The following is a 23,360-nucleotide window of genomic DNA, read 5'->3' as shown; positions in this document are numbered from 1 at the left end:
GAAGCTCCCGGGAGAGGATTCGAACCCCTATAATCAGGACCAAAACCTGACGTCCTGCCATTAGACGACCCGGGATGGTCGAAAACGGGCAAAAGGCAAGCTGCCCGCCGGCTGCCTACACCTTACCGGTCACGTGGTGGATCTTCATTGCTCATTCCTTTCATGATCCCCTCGATCCTCCAGTAGAGCCGGCTTCCGCCCACCACATGGATGGTCAGGCAGCCGTGATAGTCGGTTCCGACGTTCTTCCGTGTCGTCTGTGGACGATGCCTCTTGATGGTGGTGGCTTGAAAGCGATCAGCGGGCACACCCACCCGCGCCGCCCACCACCGGACCGCCGCCGCGTCGTCAGCCGTCTCATGGATGCTGACCCGGAAGCGTCGATCCTCCGGCGGCACCTCGACGGCATCCAGGAAGCGCAGGAACAGGGCCACGAGCATCGGATCGCTGTTGACGAACTTGATCCTGCAGTCGTGCGGGCGCCACGGCTTGGCCTTGCCGCCTTCGCACCAGTAGATGGCCGCCCCGATCAGCAGCAGTTCGCGCAAGCCCAGCCCTCGCACCCACTCGGCGGACGCGGCGACCGCCTCCGCCCTGGCCGCGTCGCGTGCCGCCCGGTGCGCGCCCCACTGCGCATCAGATCGGGCCCGCTGCGCGGCCTGACGACGCCGCCGCACCAACGCCGGGTCGAGCGGCAGGTGCCGAGTCCAGAGATAAGCCGTCGACTTGGAGACGTCGAGCCGCGCGGCGATCTCCCCGACGGGACAACCGGCGCGCCGCAGAGCCAGCGCCTGGGCGTGCAGTTCCGGCTTTCGACCACGGTACGAGCCGTGCGCGTTCGAATGATCACCGAGAGCCACCCTCGGAGGCTAGAACGTACGTACGACAACGAGGCGTCCGGTCGGACCGCGTACGCCTCGCCTGGCAGGATGGGGCGGGTGACCGACGTTCCCGGCAGTGACCGCGCCCGGCGGCGGCCCGCGCCGGCGGCGAAGCCGTCCCGGGTGCGGATGTCCGCGACGCAGCGGCGCGAGCAGTTGATCTCGATCGCCCGGCAGATCTTCGCCGAGCGCGGGTTCGACGCGACCTCGATCGAAGAGGTGGCGGCGCGCGCCAAGGTGTCCAAGCCGGTGGTCTACGAGCACTTCGGCGGCAAGGAAGGGCTCTACGCGGTGGTGGTGGACCGGGAGGTCCGGGCCCTGCTGGACCGGATCACCACGGCGCTGACCGCGGGCAATCCGCGGGAGCTGCTGGAGCAGGCCGCGTTGACGCTGCTGACCTACATCGAGGAGGAGACCAGCGGGTTCCGGGTGCTGGTCCGGGAGTCGCCGCTGATGTCGGCGACCGGCAATTTCAGCAGCGTGATGAACGACGTGGCGCACCAGGTGGAGCACATCCTGGCGGGCGAGTTCTCCATCCGGGGGTACGACCCGAAGCTCGCCGAGCTCTACTCCCAGGCTCTCGTGGGCATGGTGGCGTTGACCGGGCGCTGGTGGCTGGAGGTGCGCAAGCCGCGCAAGGAGACGGTGGCGGCGCACCTGGTGAACCTGGCCTGGAACGGGTTGTCGCACCTGGAGTCGAAGCCCGGGCCGATCCCCCGGGGCTGACGCCGCGTCAGCGCAACAGCCGCGTCAGCGCTCGCCGATCGGGTGGTAGCGGCGCTGCCGTTCCTCCTCGGCGTGCTCGGCGGTGCCGACCTTGTCGTACAGGCCGGTGGCGAGCAGGATCAGCCCGAACAGCAGCGACACGATGACCGTGGACATCGAGAAGTTGAGGAAGTTCGCCGAGGTCTGCAGCACCGACATCATCAGGATGCCGGTGACCAGGAAGACCACGCCGGCGGTGAGGTTCATGTAGTGGCCGAGATTGGTGCGGCGGGACGCGCCGACCAGCAGGACCGCGCCGAAGACGACCGAGACCAGCGAGAAGGCCAGGTTGGTGCGCAGGCCCAGCGCCCAGTTGCTGCCCCGGCCGAACAGCCCTTCGCCCCAGGTCAGGAAGACGCCGTAGACGCCGAAGACGAGGATGTAGAGGCCGATGAGCCCGGACAGCACCCGGTAGAGGGGCCGCGCGGGGTGGTTCACCGGGAAGTGCGCCATGGTGCCCTCCAGTCGTGCGACTGATTCGGGGCAATTGTCGCCTGGGTTGTCCGTTCGCGTCCGGAAAACACCGAAGGCCCGGCGCGCGGCGCGCCGGGCCTTCGTACGAGGAGGGATCAGAGCACCAGGCGGGCCTTCTGCCATGCCTCGTGCTCCTCGTCGGAGCCGACCTTGCTGTACATGCCGGCCATCAGGAGCACCAGCGCCAGGGTCAGGACCACGACGTCGGTCATGATCGAGAAGTTGAAGATGTTGACGTCGGTCTGCAGGAACGCCAGCGAGCCCAGGCCGATCACCATCAGGGTGTAGGCCAGCCACTGGTTGATCGCCACGTCGAGGTTGCGGCCGATCGCGGTGCCGACCAGGATCACGACGCCGACGAGCACCGACACCAGCGAGAACGCCATGTTGGTGCCCTGGCCGAGAACCTTGGTGTCGTCCTGGGCGAAGAAATCGCCACCGGCGCTGGCGATGACGCCGAGGCCGCCGAAGACGACGAAGTACAGACCAACGATCCCGCCGATCGCCCGGTAGATCGGCCGCGCGGGGTGGTTGACGGGGGTGTGGGCCATCTCTGCGTCTCCAAAAGACCGTTCGGACGAGGGTTCCACCGGTGATTGTCCCGTACGCCGGTCAGTGACGCCGCACACCCCCCACCCCGGCGGCAGGTCAGCCGCCCGGCAGCTCCTCGGCCAGGGCCAGCCAGGTCTCCTCGGTGCGGTCCCGCTCGGCCCGTACCTCCTTGAGCTGTGCGTCCAGCTCGGCGACCCGGGCGTAGTCGGTGGCGTTCGCGGCGAGCTGCTCGTGCAGGGCCGCCTCCTTCTGTTCCAGCTTGGCGATCTGCCGTTCCAGCCGGTTGAGTTCCTTCTTCGCGGTGCGTACCTCGGCGGCGGACATGCCCTCGCGGGCCGGCGCCGCGGTGGCCGGGGTGAGGTCGGCGGGCGCCGGGCCGCCGGCCGCGGCGGCGCGCGCCAGGTACTCGTCGACGCCGCCGGGCAGGTGCACCAGCCGGCCGTCGCCGAACATGCCGTACGCGACGTCGGTGACCCGCTCGATCAGGTAGCGGTCGTGGCTGGCCACCACGATCGTGCCGGGCCAGGAGTCGAGCAGGTCCTCCAGCGCGGCGAGCGTGTCGGTGTCCAGGTCGTTGGTGGGCTCGTCGAGCAGGAGCACGTTGGGTTCCCCGGCGAGCAGGCGCAGCATCTGCAGGCGGCGGCGTTCCCCGCCGGACAGGTCGCTCACCGGGGTCCAGAGCCGCCGGTCGTCGAAGCCGAAGATCTCGGCGAGCTGGGCGGCGCTGATCTCCCGGTCGCCGAACTGCACGCGCCGGGCCACCTCTTCGACGGCTTCCAGCACGCGCAGGTGGCCGGGGAGTTCGGCGAGTTCCTGGGAGAGGAACGCGGGGCGGACGGTCTGCCCGGCGGCGAAGCGCCCGCCGTCGGGGCCGGTCACCCCGGCGAGCATCCGCAGCAGGGTGGTCTTGCCGGCGCCGTTGCGCCCGAGGATCGCGACCCGGTCGCCGGGCCCGACCTGCCAGGTGGTGTCGTGCAGGATCTCCTTCGGGCCGGCGTGCAGCCGCACGTGTTCGAGGTCGTACACCTGCTTGCCGAGCCGGGCGGTGGCGAGCCGTTGCAGCGACATGGTGTCGCGGGGTTCCGGGACGTCGGCGATGAGCGCGTTCGCCGCGTCGATGCGGAACTTGGGCTTGGAGGTGCGCGCCGGGGCACCGCGGCGCAGCCAGGCGATCTCCTTGCGGAGCAGGTTCTGCCGGCGGGCCTCGGTGGCGGCGGCCACGCGCTGCCGCTCGACGCGGGCCAGCGTCCACGCGGCGAAGCCGCCCTCATACGCCCGGACGGTCTGGTCGGCGACCTCCCAGGTGGTGGTGCAGACGGCGTCGAGGAACCAGCGGTCGTGGGTGACCACGACGAGCGCGCCCTTGCGGGTGACGAGGTGCCGGGCCAGCCAGTCGACGCCACCGACGTCCAGGTGGTTGGTGGGCTCGTCGAGGACGAGCAGGTCGGCGTCGCGGACCAGCAGCGCGGCGAGCGCGACCCGGCGGCGTTCCCCGCCGGACATCGGGCCGACCGGCGTGTCCAGGCCGAGGTGGGGCATGCCGAGGCCGTCGAGGATGGCGCGCACGCCCGCGTCGCCGGCCCACTCGTGCTCGGCGCCCATGCTCTCGCCGAGCCAGGCGGTGCCGAGCACGACGTCCCGCACGGTGAGGTCGGGGGCCAGGTCCAGGCGCTGTGGCAGCCAGGCGACGCGCAGGTCGCGGCGGTGGGTGACGCGGCCGTCGTCGGGTTCCTCGGTGCGGGTGAGCAGCCGCAGCAGCGTCGACTTGCCGGCGCCGTTGAGGCCCACCACGCCGACCCGGTCGGCGTCGTCGAGGCCGAGCGAGACTTCGGTGAGCAGCGGCCCGGCGGCGCCGTACCCCTTGGACACCCGGTCCAGGTTGACGATGTTGGCCATTCCCCACCTTTCACGACTCAGGCGTCCCGGGGCCCGGGACGCCTGAGTCAAGGGTACGGGGCGTCAGACCACGCGGGCGCCGGCGACCGGTCCGTGCGCGACGCGGGCCTCCCGGCACACCCCGGCGGCGGTCAGCTCGGCGGCGATCCGCCCCGCGTCGGACTCGCCGGCGGCGAGGAAGACGCAGGTGGGTCCGGAGCCGGAGACGATGCCGGCGAGCGCGCCGGCGGCCTCGCCGGCCTTGAGCGTCTCGGCCAGCGACGGGCGCATGGTCAGCGCGGCGGCCTGGAGGTCGTTGCCGAGCGTGGCGGCGAGGACCCGCGGGTCGCGTTGGCGCAGCGCGGCGAGCAGCGCGTCGGTGCTGCCCAGCGGCGTCCCGGCGGCCCCGGCGTCGCGTAGCCGGTCCAGTTCCCGGTAGGCGGCCGGGGTGGACAGGCCGCCGTCGGCGATCGCCACCACCCAGTGCCAGGAGGTGGGGCGGGCGAGCACCGGGCTGACCGTCTCGCCGCGGCCGGTGCCGAGCGCGGTGCCGCCGTGGATGAGGAACGGCACGTCGGAGCCGAGGTCGGCGGCGATGCCGGCCAGTTCGTCGCGGGACAGCCCGGTGCCCCAGAGCGTGTCGCAGGCGACGAGCGCGGCGGCGGCGTCGGCGCTGCCGCCGGCGAGCCCGCCCGCGAGCGGGATCTGCTTGCGCAGGTGCAGCCGGGCGTGCGGGGCGACGCCCGCGTAGCCGGCGAGCGCGTGCGCGGCGCGCAGCGCCAGGTTGGTGTCGTCCAGCGCCAGCTCCCCGGCGCCCTCGCCCTCCATGGTGAGGGTGAGGGTGTCGCCGCGCCGGGCGGTCAGCTCGTCGTAGATGGAGATCGCGTGGTAGACGGTGTTCAGCTCGTGGTAGCCGTCACGGCGCAGCGGTCCCACCCCGAGATGCAGGTTGACCTTGGCGGGCACCCGCACCTTGACCGGGCCGCTGGCCCCGCGCCGCTGCCCGTCCTCGTCCTCCGGTCGCCATGCCTCGGTCACCGGGTGCGCTCCCCTGGACGCGGGCGGATGTCGAACGGCTTCTGCACGGTCAGCTCCTCGGCGGGGTCGGGCAACGGCGCCAGCCTACTGCTCGGCGGCGGAGCCGTCGGGGGCCGACGCGGCGATGGCGGCGAACTGCTCCACGGTGAGCGATTCGCCGCGTGCGGACGGGTCCACGCCGGCCGCGGCGAGCGCCGCGGCGGCCCGGTCCGCGCCGCCGGCCCAGCCGGCCAGGGCGGCGCGCAGCGTCTTGCGGCGCTGCGCGAACGCGGCGTCGACGACGGCGAAGACGGCCTTCCGGGGTACGTCCGGCCGGGGCGGTTCGCGCCTGGTGAACGCGACCAGACCGGAGTCGACGTTCGGCACCGGCCAGAACACGTTCGGCGGGACCTTGCCGGCGGCCCGGGAGCGGGCGTACCAGGCGAGTTTGACCGACGGGATGCCGTACACCTTGGAGCCGGGACCGGCGACGAGCCGGTCGGCGACCTCCTTCTGCACCATCACCAGGCCGTGCCGCAGTGTGGGCAGCTCGGCGAGCAGGTGCAGCACGACCGGCACGGCGACGTTGTAGGGCAGGTTCGCCACCAGCGCGGTCGGTGCCGGGTCGGCCAGGTCGGCGGCGGTGACCCGCAGCGCGTCGGCCGGGTGGACGGTGAGCCGCCCGGCGGCCTCGCCGGCGAAGCGGGCGGCGGTCTCCGGCAGCGCGGCGGCGAGCACCGGGTCGAGTTCCACGGCGTGCACGTGCGCGGCGACCGGGATCAGGGCGAGCGTGAGCGAGCCGAGGCCGGGGCCGACCTCCAGCGCCACGTCGTGCGGGGTCAGCCCGGCGGTGGTGACGATGCGGCGCACGGTGTTCGGGTCGTGCACGAAGTTCTGGCCGAGCTTCTTTGTCGGCGTGACGCCGAGGCGCGCGGCGAGTTCCCGGATCTCCGCCGGGCCGAGGAGTCCGGTCACGCCCCGTAGCGTAAGCGCCCCCGCCCGAGGGGAAGGAAGGGCCCCTTCTTAACGCCTCGCGATATGGAGGGGCCCCTTCTTAACGCCACGGGCCGAACGCGCGCTCACCGTTGGTGGAGATGGCGGCGCAGAGGGTGTCCAGGTCGGCGCCGGTGGTCTCGGCGAGGAAGCGGACGGTCAGCGGGATCAGGTACGAGGCGTTGGGCCGTCCCCGGTGCGGCATCGGGGTGAGGTACGGCGCGTCGGTCTCCACCAGCATCTGCTCCGGCGGGGTGACGGCGGCGGCCTCGCGTAGCGCGGCGGCGCTGCCGAACGTGACGGTGCCGGCGAAGCTGAGCAGGAAGCCGCGCCGGACGCACTCGCGGGCGAAGTCGGCGTCGCCGGAGAAGCAGTGCATGACCACGGTGTCCGGGGCGCCCTCGTCGTCGACGACGCGCAGCACGTCGGCGTGCGCGTCGCGGTCGTGGATGACCAGCGCCTTGCCGTGCCGCTTCGCGATGGCGATGTGTGCCCGGAAGCTCTCCTCCTGCGCGGCGCGCCCCTCCTCGCCGGTACGGAAGAAGTCCATCCCGGTCTCGCCGACGCCGCGGACCCGGTCCTGGCCGGCGAGCGTCTCGATCTCGCGCAGCGCCTCGTCCAGGTCGGCCAGCCGGGGCGCCTCGTTCGGGTGCAGCGCGACGGTGGCGAGCACCGCTGCGTACCGGTCGGCGACGTCGGCGCCCCACCGGGACGAGTCGACGTCCACGCCGACCTGGACCAGCCGGTCCACGCCGGCCCGGGCGGCGACGGCGATCGCGGCGGCCACCGGGTCCTCGCCGGAGGCGCCGCCCGGCGGTGTGCCGAACTCGCCGACGGTGATGTCGAGGTGGGTGTGGCTGTCCGGCACGGGTACGGGCAGCGGCTCGGGTGCGGGCGGGAACTCCCCGGCCCGGCGGGCGGCGCGCTGCTTGCGGGTCTCGGTCTGCTCGGTCATCGCGGCCAGCATCACACACCGGCGCGGGCCGGCGTTCCCGGACCGCCACCGGCCGTTCACACGCCCCACATCTGGCGGGCTTAGCGTCCCGGAGTGACAGTCACCGACCATGCCGGTGGGCCCGCCTCCGACCGGGCCGGGTTGCGCGTGACGTACGCCGGCCGGGTGCACCCGGCCGAGGAGATCGCCCGGGGCGCGGCGTACGAGCTGTTCAGCGCCGACGAGGCACCTGGCTTCGAGTGGTGTCCCCGGCCCGGGGGCGGCTATCCGTGGCGCCGGTTCGTGCACGCGACCGAGGTGGACGCGGTGCACGGGGGTCCTGGGACGGCCGACGAGACGGACGCGCCGCTGCTGATGCCGGTGCACCGGGACCGGGGTTGGGCGTACGTACACCGGCTCAGCCAGCAGCCGGGGGCGGCGGGTGACCCGACGCTGGCCGCGGTGCGGGCCTCGGCGGTGATCCGGCCCGGCACCCGGATGGTGAAGGTGCTCTCCGCCCGCCAGCTCGCCGGCTACGTGCGGGGGTGGCTGCCGCACGGCTTCTGCTACCGGGAGCACGACGTGGCGCACCTGCGGACACCGGCCGGGATGGCGGTGCTGCGGGGCGACTCCGAGGGCGGCGACGTGGCGTACGCGCTGCGCTGGCGGGCCGCCGACCCGGCCGACTACGACGTGCCGGTGGGCGAGGCGCACCGCGGCCTCATGGCGTTGCCGCCCCGGGACCGGCTGGGGCCGCCGGTGCTGGGCACCGGGTTCGTGCCGAGCAGCGCGCAGCTCGTGCCGGAGTTCGTCACCCGGGAGTTCGCCGACCTGCCGATGCCAGCGAACGCCACGCTGCTGGCCTATCCGGCCGAGGGCGTGGAGGTGGTGCTCTACACCTACCAGGCGGAGCAGCGGGGCTGGCTGCGCCTGGCGGGTCCGCAGTGGCGGCACCTGCTCGCCGCGGTGCCCGGCCTGGCCGCCGATCAGGAGTACGTGCCGACCGGCGAGGCGCCGCGCTCGACCCGGCTCGTCGGCACGTACGCGGGTTCGGAGTACGAGGCGGTGGCCGACCAGCCGGGCGGGTTCCGGGTGCTGGCGATGACCCGGGCGGCCCGCTACCCGGTGGACACGGCGGCCCGGCGGCTGCGCACGGCGACCTGGCGCGGGGCGCCGTGCCTGGTGCTGCGGGAGGAGGGCGGCTGGCTGCGGTTGCGGCTGCGCCGCCCGGATCCGGACGCGGTGGCCGCGACCGGCGCTCAGTGTCTGGAACGCGGCGTGTACGAGGTCTGGGCGCCGGGCGGCGAGCTGACCGATGACCGGGTGGTGGACCTGCCCTATCCGGCCCGGCACGCATAGACGGGGGCAGGTCGGGAAGCCGTTGGGGTCCGAGAAGCCCGCGCTGAGGGGGAATCCCGACATGCCTTTCGTCACCGTCGGTACGGAGAACTCCGCACCCATCGACCTGTACTACGAGGATCACGGTTCCGGTCAGCCGATCGTGCTGATCCACGGTTTCCCGTTCAACGGGGCGACCTGGGAGAAGATGAGCGGTCCGCTGCTGAACGCCGGGTACCGGGTGATCACGTACGACCGGCGTGGGTTCGGCAACTCCGCGCAGCCGGCCATGGGCTACGACTACGACACGTTCGCCGCCGACCTGGACGTGTTGATGACCGAGCTGGACCTGCGCAACGCGATCCTGGTCGGGCACTCGATGGGCACCGGTGAGGTGACCCGCTACCTGGGCGCGTACGGGTCGGACCGGGTGGACCGGGCGGTCCTGCTGGCCCCGTTGGCGCCGTACCTGCTGAAGACGCCCGACGACCCGGAGGGCGTCGACAAGAGCATGTTCGAGGGGTTCCAGAAGGCGATCATCCAGGACCGGTTCGCCTACCTGACCCAGTTCTGCGACGCGTTCTTCAACGCCAGCGAGAACCGGGGGAAGCTGGTCAGCGACGAGGCGTACCACGCGCACTGGCAGATCGGCGCGCAGGCGTCGGCCAAGGGCACCCACGACTCGGTGGACGCCTGGCAGACCGACTTCCGCGGTGACCTGCCGAACATCGACGTGCCGGTGCTGATCATCCAGGGCGACAAGGACAACGTGCTGCCGTTCCCGGTGACGGGCCAGCGGCTGGTGAACATGCTGTCCGACGCCAAGCTGGTCACGCTGAAGGGTGCGCCGCACGGCACGCCGTGGACCCATCCCACCGAGGTCAACAAGGCCATCATGGAGTTCATCGGCAAGCCGAGCATGGCGACCGCCTGACCCGGCGGACGATCGCGGCCCCGGGGAGATCCCCGGGGCCGCGGTTCGCGCGCGTGCTCAGCCGGCCAGCCGGGCCAGCTCCTCCTCGACGATGGACGGGTCGAGCTTGCGGAACACCGGCTTCGGCGCCGCGAGCGGCCGGCCCACCTCCAGGGGTACGGACTCCCAGCGCGCCCCGACCGTGTAGTCACCGGTCAGCACCGGGTACGACGGCCCGCCGTCGAGGTCGTCGACCTCCTCGATCACCGGCATCGGGGCGTGCGTGCCGGTGCCGCCGAGCAGCTCGTGGATCTTCTGGGCGGAGTGCGGCAGGAACGGGGTGAGCAGCGTGTTGGCGTCGCTGACCACCTGGAGGGCGACGTGCAGGATGGTGCCCATGCGGGGCTTGTCGTCCTCACCCTTGAGCTTCCAGGGCGCCTGCTCGGAGAGGTACTTGTTGGCCTCGGCGACGACCTTCATGGCCTCGCCGATGGCCTGCTTCTGCCGGTGCCGGGCGATCAGGTCGCCGACGGTGGCGAAGCCCGCCTTCGCGGTGTCCAGCAGCGCCTGGTCGGCCTCGGTGAGCCCGGCCGGGTCGACCGGCGGGACGGCGCCGAAGTTCTTCGCCGCCATCGACACCGACCGGTTGACCAGGTTGCCCCAGCCGGCGACCAGTTCGTCGTTGTTGCGGCGCAGGAACTCGGCCCAGGTGAAGTCGGTGTCGTTGCTCTCCGGGCCGGCCACCGCGATGAAGTAGCGCAGCGCGTCGGCGTCGTAGCGCTCCAGGAAGTCCCGGACGTAGATGACCACCTTGCGGGAGGAGGAGAACTTCCGCCCCTCCATGGTGAGGTATTCGCTGGACACGACCTCGGTGGGCAGGTTGAGCCGGCCCAGCTCGCCCGGCTCGCCGTCGCGGGCCCCCTCACCGGAGTAGCCGCCGAGCAGCGCCGGCCAGATCACCGAGTGGAAGACGATGTTGTCCTTGCCCATGAAGTAGTAGGAGCGGGCGTCCTTCCCTTCCCCGTCCGCCGACCACCACTTGCGCCAGGCCTCCGGGTCGCCGGTGCGGCGGGCCCACTCGATGGACGCGGACAGGTAGCCGATGACCGCGTCGAACCAGACGTAGATCCGCTTGTCCGGCCGGTCGCGCCAGTCGTCCAGCGGGATCGGCACGCCCCACTCCAGGTCGCGGGTGATGGCCCGGGGCTGGAGGTCGTCGAGCAGGTTGCGGGAGAACCGCAGCACGTTGGGGCGCCAGCCCTCGCGGTTGTCCAGCCACTGCCGCAGCGCGTCGGCCAGGGCGGGCAGGTCGAGGAAGAAGTGCTCGGTCTCGACGAACTCCGGCGTCTCCCCGTTGATCTTCGACTTGGGGTCGATCAGGTCGATCGGGTCGAGCTGGTTGCCGCAGTTGTCGCACTGGTCGCCGCGCGCGCTGTCGTAGCCGCAGATCGGGCAGGTGCCCTCGATGTAGCGGTCGGGCAGCGTCCGGCCGGTGGACGGGGAGATCGCGCCGGTGGTGACCTTCGGGACGATGTAGCCGTTGCGGTATAGGCCGGTGAACAGCTTCTGCACCACCGCGTAGTGGTTGCGCGTGGTGGTGCGGGTGAACAGGTCGTACGACAGGCCCAGCGCCCGCAGGTCCTCGGCGATCACCCGGTTGTAGCGGTCGGCCAGTTCGCGCGGGGTGACTCCCTCGGCGTCGGCCTGCACCTGGATCGGGGTGCCGTGTTCGTCGGTGCCGGAGACCATGAGCACGTCGTGGCCGGCCATCCGCATGTACCGGGCGAAGACGTCGGAGGGAACGCCGAATCCGGATACGTGGCCGATGTGGCGCGGGCCGTTGGCGTAGGGCCAGGCGACCGCGGCGAGAACGTGACTCATGAGCAGCAAGCCTAGTGATTGCGGTGGGCGGGCCGCGAACCAATGGGCGGCAGGCGCCGGCCGTACGTCCGATTTGTCGCCGACACGCGGCGTGAGCTTCACCGCAAGCCGGGCGTACCGGTGTGAAATGAACATCGTGACCAACAGACCAGCGGCGCCGGAGCCGTCGGCGGCCACCACCCGGCGGGCGCGACCCGCCCCGGCGGGCGCGCCCGTCGCGCCGCAGCCCCGGCTCGACCCGGCGGACCCGCCGGTCGAGGTGGAGCCGACCACCGGCGCGCCGGTGGACGCGGTGCCGAGCCGGGTGCCGGTGCGGCAGCCCCGCTGGCAGCGCAGGGCCGCGCAGGCGGGCGGCTGGGCGCCGATCGAGGAGGTGCACTGGGACGGCACGCCGCTGCGCGACGAGCCGCACCCGCTCCCCGCCCGGCCACCGGGCCGGCGGGCGCCGGCCCGCCCGGTCCTCCCGCCGACCCCGCCCGTCGGCCTCGCCGTGCTGCTGGCGTTGAGCCTGCTCGCCGCGTTCTTCGCCTGGGTGAGCGCGGGGCCGTTCTGGCTGGCCGCGGGGCATTCGACAGGCGGCACCGTGATGATCACCGAGTGCGCGGGCGGCGGGCTCACCCAGCGTTGCCGGGGGATCTTCCTGGCCGACGGCGACCGGTTCCAGGCCCACGGCGTACGGGTCAGTGGCGTGCCGGCCGGGCGGACCGCCACCGGCACCCTGCTGCCGGCCCGGATGACCGGGCCGGACGGATCGACCGCCTACGCGGACACCGGCCCCGGACAGCACCTGCGCTGGCTGCTCGGGCTGGCGCTGGTGGCCGGGTGCGCCGCCGGGATCGCCCGGTGGACCGGCGCGACCCGGCTCGCGGACGAGCGGCAGCGGCGCTGGGCGGTCGGCCTGGCGCTGGCCGGGCCGGCGCTGATCACCGTCGGGTTCCTGGCCGCCGCCTGGTGAGGTGAGGTGTTAAAAGGGGGCCCTTCCTCTACCGCAGGCGTTAAGAAGGGGCCCTTCCTTTCAGCTGTGCACCACCGCGTACACCTCGCGCCGCCGCAGCCCGTACGCGGTGGCGACCTCGGTGATCGCGTCGCGCCGGGACAGCCCGGCCGCCTCGCGCTCGGCCACCGCGGCGCGCAGCGTGTCGTCGTCGGGCCGGACCGCGGGCGTGGCCGGCGCGCCCGCCACGACGAGCGTGATCTCACCCCGGGGATCGCCGTCGGCGGCCCACTCGGCCAGCTCGCCGAGCGGACGGCGGACCACCTCCTCGTACGTCTTGGTCAGCTCGCGGCAGAGCGCGGCGGGCCGGTCGGCGCCGAACGCCTCGGCCAGGTCGGCCAGCGCGCCGGCGATGCGGTGCGGCGCCTCGAAGAACACCAGCGTGCGGTCCTCGGCGGCGAGCGCCCGCAGGCGGGAGCGGCGGGCGCCGGGGGTACGGGGCAGGAAGCCCTCGAAGCAGAACCTGTCGCAGGGCAGCCCGGACAGCGCCAGCGCGGTGGTGACGGCGCTCGGCCCGGGCGCGGCGGTGACCGGCACGCCCGCGTCCAGGGCGGCCCGGACCAGCCGGTATCCGGGGTCGGAGACGCTCGGCATGCCTCCGTCGGTGACCAGCGCGACCGTGTAGCCGGCGACGAGCACCTCGGCCAGCTCCGGGGTGCGCCGCTCCTCGTTGCCCTCGAAGTAGGAGACGATCCGGCCGGGCACCGTCACGTCGAGGTCGCGGGCGAGCCGGGTGAGCCGCCGGGTGTCCTCGGCGGCGACCACGTCGGCGACGGCCAGCACCTCCCGGAACCGGGCGGACGCGTCGGCCGGGTTGCCCAGCGGCGCGCCGAGCAACACCAGCCGTCCGACCTCGGACATTTCCCCCACGGCGCGTGCTCCCTCATCGATGGTCGTACCAATTTCGGAGACGATGGACGCCACCGGGCACCCTCGCAGCCTACGATCGCCGGGTGACGAGTGCGTCGACAGCACAGAGCGCGAACCCGGACCCTTCCACCGCCGAGCGCGGCGACGGCAGCGGGGGCGGGCTGCCCGCCGCCGTGCGGCGCCGGCTCGCCACCGTCGACGACCGCATCGGTCGGGGGCAGGCGTGGCTGGCCACAGCCGTGGTGGTGGCGATCGCGGCGATCCTGCGCTTCGTGGGGCTCAGTTTCCCGCCCGGCAAGGTCTTCGACGAGACCTACTACGCCAAGGACGCGTACGGGCTGATCGACCGCGGCGTCGAGTGGAACTACAAGGACAACGGCCCCTCGTACGTGGTGCATCCACCGCTGGGCAAGTGGATGATCGGGATCGGCGAGTGGGCCTTCGGCTACCAGGACGCGGACAGCGGCGTCTCGGTGCCGGGCCACCTGATCACGACGTCGCCGGAGTTCGGCTGGCGGTTCGGCGCGGCGGTGGCCGGCACGCTGTCGGTGCTGCTGCTGGTCCGCATCGGCCGGCGGATGTTCCGGTCCACGGTGCTGGGCTGCGCGGCGGGCCTGCTGCTCGCGCTCGACGGGTTCCACCTGGTGCTGTCCCGCACGGCCATCCTCGACATCTTCCTGCTGCTGTTCGTGCTGGCCGCGTTCGGCGCGCTGGTGCTCGACCGGGACGCCCGGCGGCGGCGCTGGACGCGGGCCCTGGAGGCCGGGCTCGACCCGACCCGGCCGGGGCGGGCCGGGCGGCCTCCGTCCGGTTGGCGGAACTGGCCGTGGTGGCGGCTGGCGGCCGGGGTGCTGCTCGGCTGCGCCTGCTCGGTCAAGTGGAGCGCGATCTACTTCGTGCCGGCGTTCGCGCTGCTGGTGCTGTTCTGGGAGGTGGGGGTCCGCCGTTCGGCAGGGGTTCGCCGTCCGTGGCGTGACGCGGTGCTGGACGAGCTGCCCTGGCTGCTCGCGGCCGGCGTGCTGATGGTGGTCACCTACGTCGCGACCTGGTCGGGCTGGCTGCTCAGCGACGAGGGCTACTACCGCCTGGCCGAGCGCTACCCGAACAACCCGGAGCTGAGCGACACCCCGTTCATCGGGGCGCTGAACAACCTGTGGGAATACCACAAGGCCTCGTACGGCTTCCACACCCAGCTCGACGACCCGCACAAGTACCAGTCCTGGCCGTGGCAGTGGCTGCTGCTCGGCCGCCCGGTGGCGTTCCACTGGTCCGGGGACGGCAGTTGTGGCGCGCCGAGCTGCGCGTCGGAGGTGCTGCTGCTGGGCACGCCGCTGCTGTGGTGGTCGTTCCTGCCGGCGATCGCCGCGACCGCCTGGCTCGGCCTGGCCCGGCGGGACTGGCGGGCGGGCGCGATCCTGCTCAGCATCGCCGCCGGCCTGCTGCCGTGGTTCTGGTTCGCGCTCGACGGCCGGACGATGTTCTCCTTCTACGCCGCGCCCGCGGTGCCGTTCCTGGTGCTGGCGGTGGTCTATGTGCTCGGCGCGATCACCACTCCGGCGCCGGTAACCGCGACGGCCGCTACGGCCGCGCCGCCCGATCCGCAGCAGCTGCGGGATCGGCGGATGGTGGGCGGGATCATCGCGGGCGCCTATGTGTTGCTGGTGGCGCTCTGTTTCGCGTACTTCTACCCGATCTTCGTGGGCCGGGTGCTGCCGTACGCGGAGTGGTCGGCGCGGATGTGGCTGGACGGCCGCTGGATCTAGAGGCGCGGGCGCCGGCACAAAGAAGCGCGCCCCGATCGCCTGCCACGGGGGAAGCGGGCGATTGGGGCGCGCAAGACAGAGCTTAACCACACTCCGGCACGGGCACAACGGGTGCGGGCCGGTCAGATTTGCGACGGGCACGCCACTGCCGAAAGGTTCACCTCCGGCATCTAACAGTGGGTCATCCTGCGGGAACATAACGGGTTCGATCTCCGGCGCCAGGCAGGAGCGGAGGGACGCCGGACCCGGATGATCTTCCAAAGTGGATCTCACTACACTTCGCCCGGTGATCAACAAGAGACGATCGACGATTGTCCTCTTCGGACTGCTGACGGCCGCCGCGCTGATCGGACCGAGCCCCGCCGGGGCCGACGACGAGACCTCCGAGCCCGTCGCCGAGCCACCCAAGGTGGAGCTGGTCCTCGACGTCAGTGGCTCGATGCGGGCCCGGGACATCGACGGGCGCAGCCGGATCTCCGTCGCGCAGCAGGCGTTCAACGAGGTGGTCGACGCCCTGCCGGACGAGACACAGCTCGGCATCCGGGTGCTCGGCGCCACCTACCAGGGCAAGGACAAGAAGCAGGGCTGCCTGGACACCCAGCAGATCGTGCCGGTCGGCCCGGTGGACCGTACCCAGGCCAAGGCCGCCGTCGCCGGGCTGCGACCGACCGGTTTCACACCGGTCGGGCTGGCGCTGCGCTCCGCCGCGCAGGACCTGGGCACCGGCAGCACCGCCCGCCGGATCGTGCTGATCACCGACGGTGAGGACACCTGCGCCCCGCCCGACCCGTGCGAGGTGGCGCGCGAGCTGGCCGCCCAGGGCACCCGGCTCGTCGTGGACACGCTCGGCCTCGCCCCGGACGAGAAGGTACGCAAGCAGTTGCTCTGCATCGCCGGCGCGACCGGCGGCACCTACACGGCGGCGCAGAGCGCCGACGAGCTGACCGGCCGGATCAAGCAGCTCGTCGACCGGGCCCGGGACACGTACACGGCCACCCCGGCGGTGGTCGGCGGCGGCGCGGCGTGCCAGGGCGCGCCGCTGCTCGCCCCCGGCGTCTACAGCGACCGGGAGGCGTTCTCCGAGCACCGTTGGTACCGGGTGCCGGTGCGGCCCGGCCAGGAGCTGCGCGCCTCGGTGAGCGTCGCGCTGGACCGGCCGGTCAACCCGGACTATGGCGTGCTGCTGCGCGCCACCGCGCCGGACGGGCGGGAACTGGTCCGCGGCGTCGACGCCGGAAGCGGGCGCACCGACGTGGTCTCCGCCGGACTGCGCTGGTCGGCCGCCGAGGAGGAGGACGACGACGGCCCGAGCCCGGAGCCGAGTCCCGGCGCGGAGCAGGCCGTGCGAACCGTCTGCCTGGTGGTCAGCAACTCCTTCGCGGCCAAGCCCGGCACGCAGACCCAGCCGGGTATGCCGGTGGAGCTCACGGTCGACGTGGTCGCCGCCTCCCCCGCCCCGGACGGGCCGGACCTCGGCCGCGGCTGGGTGCTGCTGCTCCTGCTCACGCTGGCCGGACTGCTCACCGGGCTGGTCGCCGGACTGCTCACCCGCTGGTGGGTGCACACGTGGAGGGTGAACTGAGCATGCGTACGCTGATCCGCGCCGCGGCGGCGACCACCGCCGTCGGTCTCGCGCTCACCCCGGCGGCGGCCCTGGCCGCGCCCAGTCCGTCACCGGGCGCGACCACTGTGACCAAGGCCGGCACCTCGTTCCTCACCGCCACCACCGTCACCGCCGGGCAGCCGGTGCAGGTGGGCGCGTCGACCGGCGACCACCTGTACTGGTCGTTCCGGGCCGACGCCGGGCAGGTGCACGAGATCACCGCCACCGTCACGTTCCCGAAGCGACGCACCGGCGCGTCCACCTGGACCGTCGACGTCTTCGACGGGCTGCGCCGCCGGCAGGCGTGCACGGCCGGCGCGCAGACGCCGACAGCGGACGCGGCGGCCACGAGCGTGGCGCTCGGCTGCACGCTGCGCCGGGTACGGCCGTGGGCCGAGCCGTGGTCGGGCGACCCGCTGCCCGGCACCTACTACGTCCGGCTCTCCGTCACCGACCTGCCCGAGCCCGACCTCGGCCTGCCGGTCGAGGTGGAGATGCTCGTCGGCGCCACCGACGAGGGCGGCGCGTCCGGCGACGACGGCGAGCTGGCCGCGCCGCTGGTGCCGAACACCAGGGCCGGCACGGTGCTGGCCGCCGAGCCGACCCCCGAGCCGGTGGCCGAGGAGGAGACCGACCTGACCGGCTGGCTCCCCGACGCGGGCTCGCGCTGGGTGTGGACCGGCGTGGGCGGCGTGCTCGCCGCCGTGGCCGGCGTGGTGGGCTTCGCGCTCACCCGGCGGCCCCGCCGCGGCTGAAGGACCACTCCCGGTGGCCGTCGTGAACCCGACACGACGGCCACCGGGAGCTCAGATCGTCCTCGAGCCGCGCGGCACCCAGCCGATGAACCGGTCCTGGAGCGCGGTGACCGGCACGGAGCGCAGATCCTGCGTGGCCGCGGCCAGGCAGGAGCCGAGATAGACGCTCAACGACGCCCGATCCACCTGGTACTCGCTCAGCAGGTGGTGACGTTTCGTGGCGCAGGGCCATTCGTCACCGCACGAGCCGCAGGTCCAGTCGGGGGTCACCGGCACGTGCTCGCCGTCCCGCCTCCCCGGTGCCTCCGCGCCACGCGTCATCCGCCGCTCCTTCCCTGTTCGGAATCGTGGTCGTGATGGGCCGGTTGCCTCCCCGCAACACACCTTCAGCGCCACCGCACGGCCCCAGCGTTACGGTACGTTCACCGCGTGCCTCCGTCATCCGTCGCACGTGCGTGATCTGCTGCCGGCCGTGGTCGCCGTGTCGGTGGCCGGTCCGGCCGACTGGTCCGGCGAGCTGCTCCCGGCCGAACGAGCCGCCCTGGGCGAGCGCGCGGTGCTCCACCGCCGCCGCGACTTCACCGCCGGCCGGGTCTGCGCCCGCCGGGCACTCGCCACGCTCGGCCTGACCGGCACGCCGGTGCCGGCCGGCGCGGACCGGGCCCCGGTCTGGCCGCCCGGCGTGGTCGGCGCGATCACCCACACCCGGGACTACTGCGCGGCCGCTGCCGCCCGCGCCGCCGACGTGCGCGCCGTCGGCATCGACGCCGAGCGGCACCGCCCGCTCTCCCCCGGGGTACGGCGGAAGGTGTGCCGCCCCGACGAGGAGGCGGACCTGGCCCGGCTGCCGGCCGGGATGCCCTGGCCGACCGTGTTGTTCAGCGCCAAGGAGACCGTCTACAAGGTCTGGCACCCGCTCGTCGGGACCTGGCTGGGCTTCGCCGACGCGCGCGTCACGCTCGACCCGCAGGCGGGCACGTTCCACGCCGAGATCGAGCCGGCCCGGCTCGCCGCCGCTCCGGTGGCCGACCCGCCGTCGCGCGTGACCGGACGGTTCGCGGTGGACGACGATCTGGTCCGCACCGCCGCCGTCCTGCCACATCGATGACGCCCTGTCGGCCGGGTTGACCCCGGCTTGTACCGTCGTTCCGACTGAAATCCCGAAGGCGCCCCAAGGAGTACGGTGAGCCACCCTCAGCCTCCGTCCGGGTCACCGGACCCGAACCAGCAGCCGCCGGAACCGCCGACGCAGGCGTTCCCCACCGCGCCGATGCCGCCGAGCGACCCCTACGAGCCGCCGCCCGCCCCGGACGCGCCGACGGCCCCGATCTCGGGCGCGCCCTTCCCGCCGCCTCCGGGCACGCCGCAGCCGCCGGTGTCGGGGCCGCCGCAGCCGCCGGTGTCGGGAGCGCCGTATCCGCCGGCCTCCGGGGCGCCGTACCCGCCGCAGCCGGGGCCGGGTGAGCAGTACCCGCCGCCCGCTCCCACCCAGGCGTTCCCGCCGGCGCCGCCGACCTCGGGCGCGCCGTACCCGCCGCCCGGCAGTGAGTATCAGCCCCCGGGCGCGGCGTACCCGCCCCCGGGCAGTGAGTACCAGCAGCCGGGCGCGGCGTACCCGCCCCCGGGCAGTGAGTACCAGCAGCCGGGCGCCGCGTACCCGCCCCCGGGCAGTGAGTACCAGCAGCCGGGCGCCGCGTACCAGCAGCCGGGGGGCTACCCGCCGCCGGGCGGTGGGCAGCCGTACCCGCCCGCCGGCGCGCCGTATCAGCCGGGAGCGCCGTTCGGACCGCCGGCCAAGAAGTCGAACAAGAACGTCTGGATCACGATCGGCATCGTCGCGGCGCTCCTGCTGCTGCTCTGCTGCGGTGGCGGCATCTTCGCCGTCTACAGCGGCGTGAACAAGGCCCAGGAGGCGGTTGACTCGCTGCCCACGCCGGGCGTCACCTACGGCGTCCCGGACGAGCAGACCCCGACCGGCGGCCCCACCGGCACGCCGCAGCCGGGCACCACCGACGACAAGACCTTCAACATGCCGGCCGGCGACAAGCTGATCGTCAACGACACCGACGGCACCATCGAGATCACCGTCGGCAACTTCCGGACCCGGAACTCCGCCTGCAACGAGATCATGCCCGGCCCGAAGAAGGGCATGTTCCTGATCGCCGACGTGACCGCCGAGATCACCAAGGGCACCGGTTCGATCAACCCGTTCTACTTCTCCTGGGTGGCCGAGGACGGCACCGAGGAGAACGGCATCGGTGGCGCCTTCTCGGGGTGCGGCAAGCTGATGACCTCGGGCAACAACCTGCCCGCCGGCTCCAAGCGCAGCGGTCAGCTCATCTTCGACGTCAAGGACCAGAACGGCGTCGTCGAGTACAAGCACCGCTTCCGTACCGCCGGGTCCTGGAAGCCCTGACCCGCGCCTGACCCCGCACCGGGGCCGGTCCGTCTCGGACCGGCCCCGGTGCCCGTTCGGACAATGCCCGTCGGCCGTTCGGGCCTTTCCATGTGCGCGTGGGCGCTCCCGGTGGCCAGGCTCGGAGCATGGCGAACGAGACGACCATCCCGCTGCTGCCCTGCCGCTCACTTGACGACGTGGCGCCCTTCTACCAGGCGCTCGGATTCGAGGTGACGCACCGGCAGGAGCGCCCCAACCCGTACCTGGCCCTGCGCCGGGAGGACCTCAACCTGCACTTCTTCGGGATGGCCGGGTTCGACCCCGCCGACTCGTACGGCTCCTGCCTGGTGGTGGTCGACGACCTGACCGTCCTGCACCGCGCCTTCGCCGACGGCATGCGCGCCACGTACGGCAAGGTGCTGGTCGCCGGTGTACCCCGGATGACCCGGCCCCGGCCCCGCCGCAACCAGGACGGGCATTCCGGGTTCAGCATCGTCGACCCGGGCGGCAACTGGATCCGGTTCGTGGCCCGGGCCTCGACGCCGGACGCCGACGACGACCGGGGCGGGCTCGCCCGCACGCTGCGCAACGCCGTGGTGCAGGGCGACTCGCGCGGCGACGCCGGTCAGGCCGCGCGCATCCTCGACGGCGCGCTGGCCCGGCCCGACGCGGCCGACGACCCCGCCGTCCTGGTGGAGGCGCTGGTCTACCGGGCCGAGATGGCGCTGCAACTCGGGGAGCCGGAGGCCGCCCGGGAACGGGTACGGCAGGCCCGGTCGGTCCCACTGGACGACGAGTCGCGCGTCCGGCTGGCCGACACGCTGCGGCACGCCGAGGAGCTGCTCACGGCCCTGCCGACCGCATGACCGGCCGGCCGGATGCGGGCTGACGCCGATCCGGTGGCGGCGGTTTGCCGTGCGGGTCAGCGGGGACGCGACGTGGCAGGCGGCGAGGGCCGCCACGCGACGATCCGGGGAGGCGGCATGAGCGTCGAACGGGCGAACAACGACCTGGAGAACCTGGCCGGTCCGGCCCGGGCCCGCCTGGGTGACCTGAACCAGGACGAACACGCCGAGGCCGACCGGGTGCGGGAACTGGACGAGATCCGCGGCAAGCGCCCCGGCGAGCACATCCAGGAGGACGCCCGCGACGCCGACGACAACTTCACCGCCTAGCTCCCCGTACCGCAGATCTTGGAAGCAAACGGCTGCCATAGGGGCCGAAATCTTCCAAGATCTCTCGGCGTCCGGTCATCCACGATGATCGGCTTGTGTGTCTCGACGGATCGGCGGCACGGGTCGCCGAGCGTCGATGCGAAACGCGCCAGTTGACCAATCGCAATCATTGATGACGCAAGCAGACTGAGTCGCGTGACCAAGCCATCACCGCAGAGATCATGGCCGATACCGAATCAGTCCTGGTGGCGCCGGCTTTCCGGCGGCACGAAAGCCGTGCTCGTGTCCGGCGGCGTGCTGGTGCTGTGCTGCTGCGGCGGCGGGATCGCCGCCGTCGGCGGCGCGACGGACGAGAAGCCCGCGTCGATCAGCGCCGCCTCGACCGCGACCGCGCGCAGCGCCGATCCGCCCCCTGCCGCCCACTCGTCCGGCTCGCCCTCGAACGTCGCCGCACCGACCGACTCGCCGTCCGCTCCGCCGACGACGCGGGCCGCCGAGCCGTCGCCGCAGACCGCGACCGCGCGTCCGGCGCCCCGGCCGAAGCCGAAGCGGACCACGCCCAAGCCGACACCGAAGCGGACCACGAGCGCGCCCCGGACCACCAAGCCGTCCACCGGCACCGTCCAGGGCGCCGTCCACCCTGGCGCTTTCTGCTCGCCGGTCGGCGCGACCGGCCGTACCGCCAAGGGCACGCTGATGCGGTGCACGCGCAAGGCCGGCGAGGACCGGGCCCGGTGGCGCGCCGCGTGATCCGCGTGGGCGGGCGGTGTCGGGGGTGGTTCCTATCCTGGGGCGATGGTTCTCACTGACGTCACCGGGTCCTGGGCCGGCACCAGCGGTTTCCGTCTGATGCCCGCCGATCCGCTCGCCGAGTCGCCGGCCACCGCCATTGTCGCGACCGCCGCCGGTGGCCACCTGACCACCGTGTCGTACTCGTGGGGCCATCCGGGCGACGGGCCGCAGGACGGTCTGCTGGTGATCGCCGCCGGCGAGCAGCCGGGCTCGCTCGTCGCCTGGTGGGGCGACTCGTGGCACCAGCAGCCGACGCCGATGACGCTGACCGGCACGGCGGGCGGCGCGGCGGCGGTCGAGCTGAGCGCCGGGTACGGCGACGGATGGGAGTGGCGGATCACGGTGGACACCGCCGACCCGGCCACCCTGCGGCTGCGGATGGAGAACGTGGTTCCCGCCGACCAGGCGGGGGCCGACATGCCGGCCGGCCCCTACCCGGTCATGGTCACCGACGTGCGCCGCGCCTGAGTCCGGTCAGGCGGCGCCGTCGAGGATCTCCCGCAGCCGGCGCGCGAACGCCTCCGGCTGCCCGGCGTGGCCCATCTCCTCACCCAGGAATCCGCCGTGGTGGCTGGGAAAGACCGCGGCCTTGCCGCCGAGCAGCTCGGCCGCGGCCACCGACGTGCGTCCGGTGAAGGTGTCCGCCGACTCCTCGCCCACCGCGACGACGACCCGGGTACGCGCTGCGCGCAGCGCGTCCACGTCCGGCCGGAAGCGGGTGACCGCCGCGGCGCGGTCGGAGAGCAGCGGGTCGTCCCGGCTGCCGTCGTCCTCGGTCGGCATGCCGAACGCGGCGGGGTCGGGCAGCGGCTGGGCGAAGTACTCGTCGGTGAACTCGCCCCGCCACGACGTCATGGCGATGAACGCCGCCATACCCGCGCCCCAGCCGCTCTTCTGGTACGCCTCCTGGCAGGCGGCCATGGCCCGCCGGGCGGCCTCGGCGTCGGGAAGCACCTGCACCAGCGGCGGCTCGTGCGCCACGAGCGTGGCCACCGCGTCCGGGTACGCGGCCACCAGGGCGAGCGCGGTCACCGCGCCGCCGCTGCTGGCGAACATGTCCACCGGTCCCGTGCCGAGGGCGTCGATGATGTCGCGTACGTCCCGGGCCTGGACCTCGGGCACGTCGTCGCCGCGGCCGTCCTTGCGGACGCTGCGCCCGAGCCCGCGCGGGTCGTACGTGACGACGGTCCGGTCCGGGAAGTACGAGGCCAGCGTGGCGAAGCCGTCGGCGCACATGGGCTGGCCGATCATGAACAGCGGGCGGTGTCCGGCGTCGGCGGCGCTCGGCGTGCGAATGTCGTAGACGAGGTCGACCTCGGGCGTCTGCAGAGTAAGCGTGTTCATGCCTCTGTCGACCGTCGCCGGCCCGGGAACTCATCGGTCCGGC

24 protein-coding genes and 1 tRNA gene are annotated in these 23,360 nt (G+C 73.2%); 12 read left to right on the top strand and 13 right to left on the bottom strand.

Going from position 1 to position 23,360, the window contains the following annotated elements; genetic code table 11:
* Positions 1-4: 4 nt before the first annotated feature.
* A tRNA-Gln gene (locus tag HA073_RS05525) sits at positions 5-75 on the bottom strand.
* 47 nt (positions 76-122) lie between these two features.
* Complete coding sequence (locus tag HA073_RS05520) at positions 123-860, bottom strand: resolvase (protein WP_166455829.1); 738 nt, start codon at positions 858-860, stop codon at positions 123-125.
* A 78-nt stretch (positions 861-938) separates the two neighbouring features.
* On the opposite strand from HA073_RS05520, the gene HA073_RS05515 reads away from it, so the two are divergent.
* A complete protein-coding gene (locus HA073_RS05515; protein ID WP_043326808.1) occupies positions 939-1,607 on the top strand; it encodes a TetR/AcrR family transcriptional regulator in 669 nt (222 codons plus the stop codon).
* A 24-nt stretch (positions 1,608-1,631) separates the two neighbouring features.
* Here HA073_RS05515 and HA073_RS05510 read toward each other — a convergent pair whose 3' ends face one another.
* The 6 genes from HA073_RS05510 to HA073_RS05485 form a co-directional block, all read right to left on the bottom strand.
* Positions 1,632-2,099: a DUF4383 domain-containing protein gene (locus tag HA073_RS05510; protein ID WP_043326810.1), complete on the bottom strand. Its 468-nt coding sequence runs from the start codon at positions 2,097-2,099 to the stop codon at positions 1,632-1,634.
* Between the two features lie 116 nt (positions 2,100-2,215).
* On the bottom strand, positions 2,216-2,671 hold the full coding sequence (locus tag HA073_RS05505) for a DUF4383 domain-containing protein (RefSeq protein WP_043326811.1): 456 nt from the start codon (positions 2,669-2,671) through the stop codon (positions 2,216-2,218).
* 97 nt (positions 2,672-2,768) lie between these two features.
* Positions 2,769-4,568, bottom strand: coding sequence for an ABC-F family ATP-binding cassette domain-containing protein (locus HA073_RS05500; protein WP_166455828.1), 1,800 nt, complete (start codon positions 4,566-4,568; stop codon positions 2,769-2,771).
* A 63-nt stretch (positions 4,569-4,631) separates the two neighbouring features.
* The gene (locus HA073_RS05495) at positions 4,632-5,585 is read right to left on the bottom strand and encodes a 4-(cytidine 5'-diphospho)-2-C-methyl-D-erythritol kinase (protein ID WP_043326815.1); all 954 of its coding nucleotides are present in this window, start codon (positions 5,583-5,585) and stop codon (positions 4,632-4,634) included.
* Between the two features lie 84 nt (positions 5,586-5,669).
* Positions 5,670-6,539: a 16S rRNA (adenine(1518)-N(6)/adenine(1519)-N(6))-dimethyltransferase RsmA gene (rsmA, locus tag HA073_RS05490; protein ID WP_166455827.1), complete on the bottom strand. Its 870-nt coding sequence runs from the start codon at positions 6,537-6,539 to the stop codon at positions 5,670-5,672.
* Between the two features lie 79 nt (positions 6,540-6,618).
* A complete protein-coding gene (locus tag HA073_RS05485; protein WP_166455871.1) occupies positions 6,619-7,524 on the bottom strand; it encodes a TatD family hydrolase in 906 nt (301 codons plus the stop codon).
* Between the two features lie 81 nt (positions 7,525-7,605).
* On the opposite strand from HA073_RS05485, the gene HA073_RS05480 reads away from it, so the two are divergent.
* Together HA073_RS05480 and HA073_RS05475 are read left to right on the top strand one after the other, a co-directional pair.
* Positions 7,606-8,850: a hypothetical protein gene (locus tag HA073_RS05480; RefSeq protein WP_166455826.1), complete on the top strand. Its 1,245-nt coding sequence runs from the start codon at positions 7,606-7,608 to the stop codon at positions 8,848-8,850.
* Positions 8,851-8,911: 61 nt separating this feature from the next.
* On the top strand, positions 8,912-9,763 hold the full coding sequence (locus HA073_RS05475) for an alpha/beta fold hydrolase (protein WP_043326820.1): 852 nt from the start codon (positions 8,912-8,914) through the stop codon (positions 9,761-9,763).
* A 57-nt stretch (positions 9,764-9,820) separates the two neighbouring features.
* On the opposite strand, the gene metG is transcribed toward HA073_RS05475, so the two are convergent.
* Positions 9,821-11,623, bottom strand: coding sequence for a methionine--tRNA ligase (gene metG, locus HA073_RS05470; protein WP_166455825.1), 1,803 nt, complete (start codon positions 11,621-11,623; stop codon positions 9,821-9,823).
* A 127-nt stretch (positions 11,624-11,750) separates the two neighbouring features.
* Here metG and HA073_RS05465 point away from each other — a divergent pair, with 127 nt between their 5' ends.
* A complete protein-coding gene (locus tag HA073_RS05465; protein WP_205796080.1) occupies positions 11,751-12,578 on the top strand; it encodes a hypothetical protein in 828 nt (275 codons plus the stop codon).
* 60 nt (positions 12,579-12,638) lie between these two features.
* Here HA073_RS05465 and rsmI read toward each other — a convergent pair whose 3' ends face one another.
* Positions 12,639-13,478, bottom strand: a complete 840-nt coding sequence (rsmI, locus tag HA073_RS05460; protein ID WP_064447607.1) for a 16S rRNA (cytidine(1402)-2'-O)-methyltransferase — start codon at positions 13,476-13,478, stop codon at positions 12,639-12,641.
* 92 nt (positions 13,479-13,570) lie between these two features.
* Between rsmI and HA073_RS05455 the strand changes: the two genes are divergently transcribed.
* The 3 genes from HA073_RS05455 to HA073_RS05445 all read left to right on the top strand — a co-directional run bounded on the left by HA073_RS05455 (position 13,571) and on the right by HA073_RS05445 (position 17,608).
* Positions 13,571-15,250, top strand: a complete 1,680-nt coding sequence (locus tag HA073_RS05455; protein WP_166455824.1) for a phospholipid carrier-dependent glycosyltransferase — start codon at positions 13,571-13,573, stop codon at positions 15,248-15,250.
* Between the two features lie 286 nt (positions 15,251-15,536).
* Positions 15,537-16,832, top strand: coding sequence for a VWA domain-containing protein (locus tag HA073_RS05450; protein WP_043326826.1), 1,296 nt, complete (start codon positions 15,537-15,539; stop codon positions 16,830-16,832).
* 2 nt (positions 16,833-16,834) lie between these two features.
* Positions 16,835-17,608 (top strand): hypothetical protein, encoded by a 774-nt coding sequence (locus tag HA073_RS05445; RefSeq protein ID WP_043326828.1) that lies wholly within the window; start codon positions 16,835-16,837, stop codon positions 17,606-17,608.
* Positions 17,609-17,659: 51 nt separating this feature from the next.
* On the opposite strand, the gene HA073_RS05440 is transcribed toward HA073_RS05445, so the two are convergent.
* The gene (locus HA073_RS05440; protein WP_043326829.1) at positions 17,660-17,929 is read right to left on the bottom strand and encodes a hypothetical protein; all 270 of its coding nucleotides are present in this window, start codon (positions 17,927-17,929) and stop codon (positions 17,660-17,662) included.
* A 130-nt stretch (positions 17,930-18,059) separates the two neighbouring features.
* Here HA073_RS05440 and HA073_RS05435 point away from each other — a divergent pair, with 130 nt between their 5' ends.
* The 4 genes from HA073_RS05435 to HA073_RS05420 all read left to right on the top strand — a co-directional run bounded on the left by HA073_RS05435 (position 18,060) and on the right by HA073_RS05420 (position 21,181).
* Positions 18,060-18,716 carry a 4'-phosphopantetheinyl transferase gene (locus HA073_RS05435; protein ID WP_043326831.1) on the top strand — a complete coding sequence of 219 codons (657 nt, stop codon included), beginning with the start codon at positions 18,060-18,062 and terminating at the stop codon, positions 18,714-18,716.
* A 75-nt stretch (positions 18,717-18,791) separates the two neighbouring features.
* Complete coding sequence (locus HA073_RS05430; protein WP_166455823.1) at positions 18,792-20,024, top strand: hypothetical protein; 1,233 nt, start codon at positions 18,792-18,794, stop codon at positions 20,022-20,024.
* 128 nt (positions 20,025-20,152) lie between these two features.
* Positions 20,153-20,872 carry a VOC family protein gene (locus HA073_RS05425; protein ID WP_166455822.1) on the top strand — a complete coding sequence of 240 codons (720 nt, stop codon included), beginning with the start codon at positions 20,153-20,155 and terminating at the stop codon, positions 20,870-20,872.
* Positions 20,873-20,989: 117 nt separating this feature from the next.
* The gene (locus HA073_RS05420; protein WP_043326835.1) at positions 20,990-21,181 is read left to right on the top strand and encodes a hypothetical protein; all 192 of its coding nucleotides are present in this window, start codon (positions 20,990-20,992) and stop codon (positions 21,179-21,181) included.
* A gap of 236 nt (positions 21,182-21,417) precedes the next feature.
* Here HA073_RS05420 and HA073_RS05415 read toward each other — a convergent pair whose 3' ends face one another.
* A complete protein-coding gene (locus HA073_RS05415; RefSeq protein WP_166455821.1) occupies positions 21,418-21,795 on the bottom strand; it encodes a hypothetical protein in 378 nt (125 codons plus the stop codon).
* 181 nt (positions 21,796-21,976) lie between these two features.
* Between HA073_RS05415 and HA073_RS05410 the strand changes: the two genes are divergently transcribed.
* Positions 21,977-22,441 carry a hypothetical protein gene (locus HA073_RS05410; RefSeq protein WP_166455820.1) on the top strand — a complete coding sequence of 155 codons (465 nt, stop codon included), beginning with the start codon at positions 21,977-21,979 and terminating at the stop codon, positions 22,439-22,441.
* Positions 22,442-22,447: 6 nt separating this feature from the next.
* Here the strand turns inward: HA073_RS05410 and HA073_RS05405 are convergent, their stop codons facing one another.
* Complete coding sequence (locus HA073_RS05405; RefSeq protein WP_064447601.1) at positions 22,448-23,317, bottom strand: alpha/beta fold hydrolase; 870 nt, start codon at positions 23,315-23,317, stop codon at positions 22,448-22,450.
* Positions 23,318-23,360 lie beyond the last annotated feature (43 nt).

The organism is Micromonospora sp. CMU55-4 (genome assembly GCF_011602315.1).
Classification (GTDB): Bacteria; Actinomycetota; Actinomycetes; order Mycobacteriales; family Micromonosporaceae; genus Micromonospora; species Micromonospora chalcea.
Note: the sequence above shows the minus strand (reverse complement) of the source record. Positions and strands in the feature narration are given on the sequence as shown.